Origin of the sequence: Brevundimonas aurantiaca (assembly GCF_014199955.1) — a bacterium.
Classification (GTDB): domain Bacteria; phylum Pseudomonadota; class Alphaproteobacteria; order Caulobacterales; family Caulobacteraceae; genus Brevundimonas; species Brevundimonas aurantiaca.
This window is the reverse complement of sequence record NZ_JACHOQ010000001.1, coordinates 16,341-28,477: the sequence shown is the minus strand read 5'-3', so window position 1 is coordinate 28,477 and position 12,137 is coordinate 16,341. Positions and strand designations below refer to the sequence as shown.

Sequence of the window (12,137 nt, the reverse complement as noted above, 5' to 3'; positions counted from 1 at the left end):
GAGCCTCCTGTGTCATGTAACCGATTACATTTGTTATCGACGGACCTTCGATAAGTGGGCCGGCACGATGAACGCTCAGAGAGGAAACCGTGGACGTCTCCACCCCGTCAGCCGTTAACGGACATGCGCCGGCCGCCAAGGCCGCCACGATCCGTGACGTGGCGGAGCGGGCGCAGGTGTCCGTCGCCTCAGTGTCGCGCGTGCTTAACGGCTCTGACGCCATCACGGAATCGACCCGGCGTCGGGTGCTCGATGCGGTCGAATATCTCCGGTATGTGCCTCACGTCGGCGCCCGCAGCCTGTCGACCAGCCGCACCGACACGATCGGCGTCATCCTGCCGGACCTGTACGGCGAGTTCTTCTCCGAGCTGATCCGCGGCATGGATTTAGCCGCGCGCGCGCACGGCAAACATCTGATCGTATCCAGCTCCCACGGCGATACCGAGGAGACCTTGGCCGCTCTGCGATCGATGCGCGGTCGGGTCGATGGAATGATCGTCCTGTCGCCCCATCTGCGCGCCGCCAACCTGGCCGCCGACGTGGCGGGCCGCATGCCGGTGGTGTTGATGAACGGCGGCCTGGACGAGGCGGGCCGCCCCTCCATCGCGATCGACAATCACGGGGCGGCCGTCACGGCGGTCGAGCATCTGCGCGCGACGGGCCGGCGCCGCATCGCCCACATTCGGGGCGCGGCCGGAAACCTGGAGGCGGACATCCGCGCCGAGGGCTACGCCAGCGCCCTGGTCGACCAAGAACCGATCATCGTCGAGGGCGATTTCACCCAGGCGGCCGGGCATCGCGCCGCCACCCGGTTGCTGGCTCTGGACCAGCGCCCCGACGCGGTGTTCGCGGCCAACGACATGATGGCCCTGGGCGCCATGCTGGCCTTCCAGGAGGCGGGCGTGCGCTGCCCTGAGGACGTGGCCGTGATCGGATTCGACGACGTGCCGCTGGCCGCCCTGGTCCGGCCGACCCTGACCACGTTGAGAGTGAATATTGCGGAAATGGGCCGAAGGGGCGTGGAGCGCCTGATCGGCCTGGTCCAGGCCGGCCCGAACGGGGCGCCGGATTCCGCCTGCGAAATCGTTCGGCCGCTCCTGGTCGAACGACAATCCACCGCGGCGGCTGAAACCGCCGGGTCGACCACCGTCAATCCAACCGCACAGCCGTTGTGAAACGGGCCCATCAGGAGGGGAAAACAGGATGAGAAAGTTCAATACACGCAGCACCGCCTTGGCGGCCGCGTCGGCTCTGGCCATCGCGGCCGGTTTCGCTGGGGCGGCGAGCGCCCAAAACGCAACGACTACGCTCCGCGGCGCCGTTTACGACGGCGCGACCGCTGAAGCCGGCGCGCAAGTCACAGCCACGGAAGTGGCGACCGGCTATGTGGCGCGCGCCCGCGTCGGCGCCGACGGCCGCTACGTCTTTTCCGGTCTCCGTCCCGGCACTTATCGCGTTCAAGTGACCAGCGCGGACGGCCAGACGGCTGAAGAAACGGTCACCCTGGCCCTGGGCCAGGTCGGCACGCTCAATCTGGACGTCGCCGCCGCTTCGACCGCGCCCGCGACCAGCGGCGCGACCGAGCTGGGCGACATCGTCGTGACCGGCCGTCGGGTGTTTGAAGTCCGCACGCCCGAAGTCGCCACCAATGTGACCCAGCAGCAGATCAACAACCTGCCGCAGATCAGCCGCAACTTCCTGAACTTCGCCGCCCTGGCCCCCGGCTTGCGTGTTCGCGAAGACGATACGGAGCGGACCATTTCGGCCGGTGGTCAGACGGCTCAGGCCATCAACGTCTTCATCGACGGTCAGAACCGAAAATCCCTGATCAACGACGGCGGCGTGGCTGGTCAGGACGACAGCCGCGGCACCCCTTTCCCGCAGGGCGCGGTTCAGGAGTTCCGCGTCATCAGCCAAAACTTCAAGGCTGAGTATGAACAGGCCGGTTCGGCCATCATTACGGCCGTGACCCGCTCTGGCACGAACGAGTTCCACGGTGACGCCTTCGTCTTCTATCAGGATCCCGACTGGATCGCTCAGGATGAGATTTCGGAACGTCGTGGAGCCGAGAAGGCGCCGCTGAAGCGACTGCAATACGGCGCCAGCCTGGGTGGCCCGATCATCCAGGATCGTCTGCACTTCTTCGGCGCCTACGAGCGCAAGGATGAGGACCGGATTTCGCAGTCCTTCCTGAACCGCACGGAATACAATGACTTCTTCGCCGCCGATCTGGGCACAACCTCGACGCCGTATGAACAGGACATCTTCTTCGGCAAGCTGTCGTGGCAGATCAACGACCGGCAGCGTCTGGAACTCAGCGCCGAGTACAAGACCGAAGAGGATATCCGTGGGGCCAGCGGCCAGAACGCCCCCAGCCGCGCGGCGCGCAACAGCGGTGAGAACAAGGCGTTCAACCTGCGTCACCAATACCAGGGCGATCGCTTCCTGAATGAGTTCGCGATCGATTACCTGCAGTCCAGCTATGAGCAGTCGGTGATCAACGGCGGCGACTACGGCCGCCGGTATGTCATCTTCCGGGACGACAGTCCGACGACGCCCGGCTTCCAGTACAACATCAACAACCGCGAGGCGACGGTCTTCACGGCTGGCGGTCGCGCGGACTCTCAGTTCCTGGAGCAGAAGAGCACGACGATCCGGAACGACCTGACTATCCCCGACCTGTCCTGGATGGGTACCCACACCATCAAGATGGGTGCGAAGTATTCGATGCAGAATTACTTCGTGCAGAAGGACTTCGGCCGCAACCCGACCTTCACTTACGACATCGAGGCGCGTCCTGAAATCAACGGAAGCCGAACCATTCCGGTCTCTGTTGACCTCGGCGTGGCCGTTCCTCCCGCTGACGCTGACAACAATGTCATCGGACTGTACATTCAGGACGACTGGCAGATCACCGACAAGCTGGAACTGAACCTAGGCATCCGCTGGGACTACGAGGACAACGCGGTCAACAACGACTACCGGACGCCGGACTCCATTCGGAACATGCTGGCGGCGATTCAGAACCTGCCGAGCTACGATTTCCCGTCCTACTTCAATCCGGCTGACTATATTTCCGACGGTGATCGTCCTGCTTTCAAGGACGCCTTCCAGCCTCGCTTCGGCTTCTCCTATGACGTTTTCGGCGACGAACGCACTGTGCTGTTCGGCGGTGCAGGGCGCTATTACGACCGGATCGGCTTCAACTTCGCCTTCGATGAACGGTTCAAGCCGTTCCAGTTCAACAAGACTATCTACTTCTCCAACACCGGCGGCCTCGTCGGGGGGCAGCAGACGGTAGCCTGGAACCCCGCCTATCTGACGCCGGCCGGCCTTGATCCGCTGCTGGCCGCGTCGCCGGGCGCCGGAGAGGTCTTCCTTGTCAAGAACAACTTCGAACCGCCGCGCACCGATCAGTTCAATATCGGCGTGCGCCAGAAGTTCGGCCAATGGCAGACGGCCCTTACATTCGCGGCCGGTCATACGGAGGGTGAATCTGCTTGGTACATCGCCAACGCCCTGACCGAGACGGGTGGTCGCTTCAACGGACCGTCGCCCACCTCGGTCGGCTTCCCGCAGTTCCGGAACACCATCTTCTTCCAGAACACGGACAAGGAACGCGACTATAAAGCGATCTATTTGACCGCTGATAAGCCGTACAACGCTCAGGACGGCTGGGGCTTCAATCTGGCCTACACCTATATGGACGCGACCCAGAACGGCAGCCGTGACAACGGATATGCGGCCTTCGACTTCGACTACAATGTCCCCAGCCAATCGCCGGAATATCGATCGGCGACGGACGAGCGGCACCGCATCGTCGCCTCGGGCACCCTGGGTCTGCCGGCCGATTTCCTGCTGTCCGGCATCGTGACCTTGGGTTCAGGCCTGCCGTATAATGTTTTCAACTGCCCTGACGCGCCGGCGGGTGGTCCCAACATCTGTTGGAATGCCGGGAACCCCGAAAAGCGCGCCTTCCTGCCGGGCCTGAACTTCGCCTATCGGCAAGTGGATCTGCGCTTGACGAAGGCCTTCGAAGTGTTTGGCGGACAGCGAGTGGAGTTCATTGCTGACGCCATCAACCTGTTCAACTTCACCAACTACAGCTCGTTCGAAGGCAGCTACACCAGCCCGCGCTTCGGCGCTGGCACCGGAGTCTTCACGCCGACCCGCAGCTTCCAGGTTGGTCTGCGCTACTCCTTCTAACAACCCTGAGCCTGGGCCGCCTTCCGCTTGCGTGGAAGGCGGCCTTCTTTTTTCAGATATTCAGTGAGCGTGCCTATGAACCGCCGAAACTTCCTGATGCGAACCACGGCAGGTGCGGCGGCCCTGGCGGTCGGCGGCATGGTCGCGGGCCAGGCGGCGGCGCAGCAGGCGGTCACAGGCGCGGTCAACGGCACGCAGCGCCGGCCTCTGCGGCTGGATCGGGAGGTCGATGAGCTTCAGGAGCGCACCTTCCGCTGGTTCGAAAAGGTCACCGATCGGGCCACCGGTCTGACGCCGGATCGCTGGCCCAGCAAATCCTTCTGCTCTATTGCGGCGGTCGGTTTCGCCCTGACCTGCTGGCCCATCGGCGTCGAGCGCCGCTGGATGAGCCGGGACGAGGCGCGCGAGCGGACCCTGATCACCGTCCGCTATTTCCACAGCCTGCCCCAGGGGCCGGAGCCGACCGGCACGGCGGGGCACAAGGGCTTCTTCTATCATTTCCTCGATATGGAGACCGGTCTTCGTTACCGGACCAATGAGCTGTCGACCGTCGATACGGCCCTGCTGATGGCAGGCATGCTGTTCGCCGCACGCTATTTCGACGGCGACCATCCCGATGAGGTCGAGATTCGCAGCCGGGTCCAGGCCCTGTACGAGCGGATCGAATGGGACTGGGCCGTCGTGCGCGACAACCGGATCACCATGGGCTGGCATCCGGAGAGCGGCTTCATCCCGTCGGACTGGCACGTCTACAACGAGGGCATGCTGGTGCTGCTGCTGGCCATCGGCAGCCCGACCCATCCGGTCTCGGTCAATGTCTGGCACGAATGGGCCGCCAGCTATGACGAGAGCTGGACCGACCGCTGGGGCAGTTGGCACCTGAATTTCGCGCCGATCTTCGGCCACCAGTACAGCCATATGTACGTCGACTTCCGCGGCATTCAGGACGCCTGGATGCGGGGCCAGTCGGCCCAGATGGGCGAGTATCTGGACTATTTCGAAAACAGCCGCCGCGCCGTCTATGCCCAGCAGAAATACGGCCACGACAATCCGGGCCAGTGGGCCGGCTATTCGTCCGAAATCTGGGGCCTGACGGCCTGCGACGGGCCGGGCGATTTCAAACAGACGATCAACGGGGTCGAGCGCGAGTTCTTCAGCTATTCGGCGCGCGGCCCCGGCGACCGCGACGACGGCACCATCGCCCCCACGGCGGCGGCCAGCTCCATCGCCTTCGCGCCCGAGATCGTCGTGCCCTGCATCAAGGCGATGAAGAGCCGGTTCGGCGCGGGGATCTATACCGAGTGGGGCTTCCTCGACAGCTTCAACCCGACCCTGACCCAGCGCGACGGGCCCTTGCAGCACGGCAAGATCATTGACGGGATGGGCTGGGTCGCTGACGACTATCTGGGCATCGACCAGGGGCCCATCGTCGGCATGACCGAGAACCATCGTTCCGACTTCATCTGGCGCTACATGCGCGGCGAGCCGCACATCCGTAAGGCCCTGGAGACAGCGGGCTTCACCGGCGGCTGGCTGAACGCATGACCTCTGGCCCGCACAGGCGGGGCGCCCTGGCGCTGCTGGCGGGCGGGGCGGCGGCGGCCTGCACGCCGCGTCGTGACGGCGAGACGGTGCTGCGCTTCTGGGCCATGGGCAATGAGGGCGGCACGGTGGGCCAGCTGATGCCCGAGTTCGAGCGCCGCAACCCCGGCGTCCGCGTCGCGGTCCAGCCCCTGCCGTGGACCGCGGCGCACGAGAAACTGCTCACCGCCTATGCCGGCGACTCCCTTCCGGACGTCAGCCAGATCGGCAACACCTGGGTGTCGGAACTGACCGCCATCGGCGCCCTGTCGCCGACCCCGCCGGCCGCCGCCGACCTGCTGACCGATCAGTTCGAGGCGGTGCTGGAGACCAATGAGGTGGCCGGCCGGGCCATGACCACGCCCTGGTACGTGGACACGCGTCTGCTGTTTTATCGCACCGACCTTCTGGCCCGCGCGGGCTTCGACGCGCCGCCGCAGGACTGGGGCGAGTGGAAGCGGGCCATGCACGGGATCAAGCGCGTGGCGGGCGGCGACAACTACGCCATCCTGTTGCCGTTGAACGAGTTCGAGCAGCTTTTGACCTTCGGCCTTCAGACCGAGGAGCCCTTGTTGCGGGACAGGAATACGCGCGGCAACTTCTCCAACCCCGGCTTCATCTCGGCCCTGGCCTTCTATCGCAGCCTGTTCGCCGAGGGCCTGGCGCCCCTGGCGTCGGCGGCGCAGATATCCAACGTCTGGACCGAGTTCGCGCGCGGCTATTTCAGCTTCTACTTCTCCGGCCCGTGGAGCGTGGGCGATTTCCGCAGCCGTCTGCCGGCGTCGTTTCAGTCCAGCTGGGCCACGGCGGGCGTGCCGGGGCCGAACGGCCTCGGCGCCTCGGCGCCGGGCGGCTCCAGCCTGGCGGTGTTTCAGTCTTCGCCGCATCAGGAGGCGGCCTGGGCCCTGGTCCGCTATCTGTCCGAACCGGCGGTCCAGGCCCGGTTCAACACCATCGTCGGCGACCTGCCGGCGCGGAAAAGCGCCTGGGACATCGCTCAGGTCGAGCGCGACCCTATGCTGGCGCCCTTCCGGGGCCAGCTGGAACGCGCCAAGGCCGTGCCCAAGGTTCCGGAATGGGAGCGGATCGTGACCGAGATGCAGATCGTCGCCGAACGGATGGTGCGCGGCGAATATACGCCCGAGACCGCCGCCGCCGAGATTGATCGCCGTGCTGATCGGCTGCTGGAGAAGCGCCGCTGGATGATGGAGCAGGGCAGGGCCGTATGACCGTCGCCGATCCCGCAATATCTGCCGTCAAACGTTCACGTGGCCTCGCAGCCCGCGAACGCGCCGCCTGGGCCTTTGTCGCCCCGGCCATGATCGCCATCGGCCTGTTCTTCGCCCTCCCGGTGATCGCGGCCCTGCTGCTCAGCCTGACCGACTTCGACATCTATGCCCTGGCGGACCTCGACAATCTGCGCTTCGTCGGTCTGCAGAACTACGAGCGGCTGATGACCAATCCGCTGTTCTGGGGGGCGATGAAGAACACCCTGACCTTCGCCGTCCTGGGCGTGCCCCTGTCCATCGCGGCCTCCCTGGCGGCGGCGGTGATCCTGAACGCGCGGGTGGTGAAGTGGCGGCCGATCTGGCGGGTCATGTTCTTCGCCCCCTATGTCACCACCCTGGTCGCGACGGCGGTGGTCTGGCGCTATCTGCTGCACACCCGCTACGGCGTCATCAACTGGGGGCTGGAGAGCATCGGCCTGCCGGCCGTCGACTGGCTGGGCCAGCCCTCGACCTCCATCCCCGCCATCCTGATGTTCGTGGTCTGGAAGATCTTCGGCTACAATATGCTGATCTTCCTGGCCGTGCTTCAGACCGTGCCGGACGACCTGTACGAGGCCGCCCGCATCGACGGCGCTGGGCCGTGGAAACAGTTCCGCCACGTCACCCTGCCGGCCATCGCCCCGACCATGCTGCTGGTCTCGATCATCTCGGTCGCCAGCTTCTTCCAGCTGTTCGCCGAACCCTATGTCATGACCCAAGGCGGCCCGGCCCAGAGCACGGTGACGGTGCTGTATTTCATGTACGAGGAAGGCTTCAAATGGTGGAACCTGGGCTCCGCCAGCGCCGTCGCCTTCGTCCTGTTCCTGTGCATCCTGGCGATCACCCTGGTGCAGCTGGCCGTGGCCAAGCGGGTGGGGGCGTATCAGTGAAAATCCGCGCCGTCCTCCTCAACCTCGCCGTCGCCCTGATCGCCCTCATCGTCCTGTTCCCGCTGGTCTGGATGGCGTCGGTCAGCTTCATGCCGACCGGCGAGGCCGCGACCTTCCCGCCGCCCCTAGTCCCGTCGCGCTGGACGCTGGAGCACTATCAGGACCTGTTCCTGAACCAGGGCATGGGCCGCTATCTGTGGAACAGTTTCGCCCTGGCGACCCTGGCGACGCTTCTGGCGCTCAGCTTCACCGTCCCGGCCGGCTACGCCTTCGCCAAGCTGAAGTTCACCGGGCGCGAACGGTTGTTCCAGTTCCTGGTCGCCGCCTTGGTGGTGCCGGCCCAGATCGGCACCCTGCCGCTGTTCCTGATGCTGAAGGGGATGGGGCTGGTGAACACCTATGCCGGCGCCTTGGTGCCCTGGCTGGCCTCGATCTTCGGCCTGTTCCTGGTGCGCCAATATGCGCTGAGCATTCCCGACGAGATGCTGGAGGCGGCCCGGATCGACGGCGCCGGCGAGGGCCAGATCTTCCGCCGCATCGTCCTGCCGACGCTGCAGCCGATCATCGTTACCCTGGGCCTGTTCGTCTTCCTGGGCAGCTGGAACGACTTCCTGTGGCCGTTGATCATCCTGACGGACCAGTCGAACTACACCCTGCCTGTCGCCCTGGCGGCGCTCTCTCGCGAACATGTCCAGGATGTCGAACTGATGATGGCGGGCGCGGTCGTCACGGTCGCGCCTGTGCTGATCCTCTTCCTCGCCCTGCAACGCTACTACATCCGCGGCATGCTCGCGGGCAGCGTGAAGGGGTAAATTTCTCGTCTCTCTACGCCGTCATCCTCGCCCTTGTGGCGAGGATCCAGACTCCCGGTGCGGCCGCCCTATGCACCCCGTCCAATACCGGGAGTCTGGATCCTCGGGACAAGCCCGAGGATGACGCGGAGAGGGAAAGCTGGAGTCATCCAATGCGTATCCTGACCTCCACCCTCGCGCTCAGCGCCGCCCTGATGGCCGCCCCCGCCGTCGCCCAGGACACGCGCGTTCTCGACAGCATGGACGACGCCTCGCGGTGGCAGGCCAGCGCCTCGACCGACGTCCACGCCGCCGTCTCCGCCGTGGCGGGGCATGACGGCCACGCCGTGCGGCTCGATTATGATTTCGACGGCAAGGCCGGCTACGCCGTGCTCAGCCGCGCCCTGCCGGTCGATCTGCCCGACAATTACGAGATCAGCTTCTGGGTGCGCGGCGCCGGGCCGACCAACACCTTCGAGGTCAAGCTGACCGACGCCTCGGCCGAGAACGTCTGGTGGAAACAGACGGCGCGCTACGACTTCCCTGACGGCTGGACGAAGTTCGTCATCAAGCGCCGCCAAGTGTCCAAGGCCTGGGGCCCCAGCCCGGAGACGGTGCTGCGCCGCGCCGAACGGGTCGAGTTCGTCGTGGTGGCGGCCGAGGGCGGCAAGGGCGCGGTCGAGATCGATCAACTGAGCCTGCGCGCCCTGCCGGTCGAGCCCCTCGCGCCGCCCCAGCCGATCGCCGCCGATGGGCGGGCGCAGACGACGGCCGCCAACGCCGTCGACCTGGACCCGAAGACCGCCTGGACCCCGCCTGTGGGCGAACCGTCGGCCCTGACTCTCGACCTGGGCTATGAGCGCGAATTCGGCGGCCTGACCCTGCGCTGGGGCGAGCGGGGCGCGGCGGCGGACTATAGGATTTCAGCGTCGATGGACGGACGGGACTGGCGCGAGCTGACATCCGTGAAGGGCGGCAACGGCGGCGTCGACTGGCTGCGCACGCCCGAGACGACCGCCCGCTGGCTGCGGCTGGAGCCGCTGAAGCCGGTCCCCGCCTCGGACGTGGTCGGCTCGTCCGGCGCCGGCCAGCGGCTGGGCGCGGGGCAGGCGACCACCTATGCGCTGAACGAGATCGAGGTCGAACCCCTGGCCTTCGGCGAGGACGCTACGGCCTTCGTGGAGGCGGTGGCCAGGGAGAACCGACGCGGTCTCTATCCGCGAGGCTTCTTCGGCGAACAGCCCTACTGGACCCTGGTCGGCGTGGACGGGGGCGGGGAGAGCGGTCTGATCGGCGAGGACGGCGCCATCGAACTGCGCCGTGCAGGCCCCAGCATTGAACCCTTCGTGGTCGATAACGGCCGGCTGATCACTTGGGCCGACGTCGATATCGACCAGGGCCTGAAGGACGGCGATTTGCCCATTCCCTCGGTGACCTGGACCGCCGACGACTGGACGCTGAAGATCACCAGCTTCGCCGACGGCGCGCCGGATCAGGCGCGGCTGTGGGGCCGCTATGACCTGACCAACACCTCCAACCGGCCGCGCAGCCTGACCCTGGCCCTGACGGCGCGGCCGTTCCAGGTGAATGGGCCGGTGCAATTCCTGGCCATTCCGGGCGGGGTGGCGCCGGTCGAGCGGATCGCCTGGGACGGCGCAAGCCTGACGCTGAACGACGACGTCCGGGTCCAGCCCCTGACCGCGCCGGACGCTGTGGCGGCTTCGAGCTTCGACGCCGGGGCCGATCCTCAATCATTGATTTTGCCTACGGCGCGACGCCCAGTGGGTGAGCCGGTCGCCGTCTCCGACGCCACGGACCTGCCGGCCGGCGCCCTGCTGTACGAGGTGACGCTTCAGCCCGGTGAGACGCGCACCTTCGGCTTCCTGTCGCCGCTGGCGGGCGATCCGTCGCAGGCCGGGCAGGGCGTCGCCGCCCTGGATCAGGCCGAGCAGGCGCTGGCGGCGCAGTGGCGCGAGAAGCTGGACCGGGTGGACCTGACCCTGCCGCCCGCCGCCCAGCGGATCGAGGACGCGCTGAAGTCGTCGCTGGCCCATATGTTGATGTCGCGTCAGGGGCCGATCCTGCAGCCCGGCACCCGCAGCTACAACCGTTCCTGGATCCGCGACGGCGCCATGATGGCCGAGGGGCTGAACCGGCTGGGCATGGCCGAGCACTCCGCCGACTATCTGCGCTGGTACGCCCCCTATGTGTTCGACAACGGCAAGGTCCCTTGCTGCGTCGATGCGCGGGGCGCCGATCCGGTGCCCGAGAACGACAGCCACGGCGAGTTCGTCTTCCTGGCCGCCGAGACCTATCGCTACACCGGCGACGAGGCCCTGCTGCGTCAGGTCTGGCCCCAGGTGCAGAAGGCGATCACCTATATGGACGAACTGCGCGCCTCCACCCGCACCGCCGCCTTCCAGGCCCCCGACCAGCGCCACCTGTACGGCCTGCTGCCCCCGACGATCAGCCACGAGGGCTATTCGGACAAGGCAGCCTATTCCTACTGGGACGATTTCTGGGGCCTGCTGGGCTACAAGGACGCCGTCTTCATCGCCCAGACCCTGGGCGACGCCGAGGCCGCCGCCCGCTACGCCGCCGCTCGCGATCAGTTCGCCGCCGACATCCGCGCCTCCATCGTCGCGACGGCCGCACACCACGACATCGACTGGATCGCGGGCGCCGCCGACCGCGGCGATTTCGACGCCACCTCGACCACCATCGCCCTGTCTCCGGCGGGCGAGAAGGATAATCTTCCACCCGAACTGCTGGCTAGAACCTTCGACCTCTATTGGGAAAATTTCCAGAACCGGCTGACCAATCGCACGGCGTGGAAGGACTATACCCCCTATGAATGGCGGCTGGTCGGCGCCTATGTGCGGCTGGGTCAGAAGGACCGGGCCCTGGCGGTGCTGGACTTCCTGATGGCCGACCGCCGGCCCGAGGCCTGGAACGGCTGGGCCGAGGTGGTGGGGCGCGACAAGCGCGAGCCGCGCTTCATCGGTGACATGCCCCACGCCTGGATCAGCTCCGACTATATCCGCTCGGCTCTGGACCTGTTCGCCTACGAGCGGGACCGCGACCACGCCCTGGTGCTGGCGGCGGGCGTGCCTCAGGTTTGGCTGGATACGGCCGAGGGCGTGGGGGTGAAGGACCTGCGCACCGCCTATGGGGCGCTGACCTACGCCTATCGCAAACAGGGGGCGGCCTATGTGCTGACCTTGGGCGAGGGCGCGACGCCGCCGGGGGGCTATGTGCTGCAATGGCCGGCGGGCGAGGGGCGGCCGGAGCGGGTGCGCATCGACGGGCGGGCCGCGCAATGGACCGATGACGAGCTGGCGATCCCGGCAGGCGCGCGACGGGTGGAGATGCGCTGACGAAAGGTCTTCCTTCTCCCATTG

Annotated in this window: 7 protein-coding genes; all 7 read left to right on the top strand. The window is 66.4% G+C overall.

The features are described from left to right. Positions 1-89: 89 nt before the first annotated feature. The 7 genes from GGQ93_RS00115 to GGQ93_RS16370 all read left to right on the top strand — a co-directional run bounded on the left by GGQ93_RS00115 (position 90) and on the right by GGQ93_RS16370 (position 12,113). The gene (locus GGQ93_RS00115) at positions 90-1,175 is read left to right on the top strand and encodes a LacI family DNA-binding transcriptional regulator (RefSeq protein WP_197273308.1); all 1,086 of its coding nucleotides are present in this window, start codon (positions 90-92) and stop codon (positions 1,173-1,175) included. 28 nt (positions 1,176-1,203) lie between these two features. Beyond that, complete coding sequence (locus GGQ93_RS00110; RefSeq protein ID WP_182713513.1) at positions 1,204-4,206, top strand: TonB-dependent receptor; 3,003 nt, start codon at positions 1,204-1,206, stop codon at positions 4,204-4,206. A gap of 75 nt (positions 4,207-4,281) precedes the next feature. Continuing rightward, positions 4,282-5,751, top strand: a complete 1,470-nt coding sequence (locus GGQ93_RS00105) for a glucoamylase family protein (RefSeq protein WP_183214741.1) — start codon at positions 4,282-4,284, stop codon at positions 5,749-5,751. After that, positions 5,748-7,016, top strand: coding sequence for a sugar ABC transporter substrate-binding protein (locus GGQ93_RS00100; protein ID WP_183214739.1), 1,269 nt, complete (start codon positions 5,748-5,750; stop codon positions 7,014-7,016). The genes GGQ93_RS00105 and GGQ93_RS00100 overlap by 4 nt, the downstream gene beginning before the upstream one ends. Next, on the top strand, positions 7,013-7,945 hold the full coding sequence (locus GGQ93_RS00095) for a carbohydrate ABC transporter permease (RefSeq protein ID WP_183214737.1): 933 nt from the start codon (positions 7,013-7,015) through the stop codon (positions 7,943-7,945). The genes GGQ93_RS00100 and GGQ93_RS00095 overlap by 4 nt, the downstream gene beginning before the upstream one ends. Beyond that, the gene (locus GGQ93_RS00090) at positions 7,942-8,757 is read left to right on the top strand and encodes a carbohydrate ABC transporter permease (protein ID WP_183214736.1); all 816 of its coding nucleotides are present in this window, start codon (positions 7,942-7,944) and stop codon (positions 8,755-8,757) included. The genes GGQ93_RS00095 and GGQ93_RS00090 overlap by 4 nt, the downstream gene beginning before the upstream one ends. 152 nt (positions 8,758-8,909) lie before the next feature. Beyond that, complete coding sequence (locus GGQ93_RS16370) at positions 8,910-12,113, top strand: discoidin domain-containing protein (RefSeq protein ID WP_183214734.1); 3,204 nt, start codon at positions 8,910-8,912, stop codon at positions 12,111-12,113. The last annotated feature ends 24 nt before the right edge of the window (positions 12,114-12,137 follow it).

Coding starts and splice junctions, on each gene's coding strand:
- GGQ93_RS00095 (WP_183214737.1), top strand. CDS start 7,013: ATGACCGTCGCCGATCCCGCAATATCTGCCGTCAAACGTTCACGTGGC.
- GGQ93_RS16370 (WP_183214734.1), top strand. CDS start 8,910: ATGCGTATCCTGACCTCCACCCTCGCGCTCAGCGCCGCCCTGATGGCC.
- GGQ93_RS00105 (WP_183214741.1), top strand. CDS start 4,282: ATGAACCGCCGAAACTTCCTGATGCGAACCACGGCAGGTGCGGCGGCC.
- GGQ93_RS00110 (WP_182713513.1), top strand. CDS start 1,204: ATGAGAAAGTTCAATACACGCAGCACCGCCTTGGCGGCCGCGTCGGCT.
- GGQ93_RS00100 (WP_183214739.1), top strand. CDS start 5,748: ATGACCTCTGGCCCGCACAGGCGGGGCGCCCTGGCGCTGCTGGCGGGC.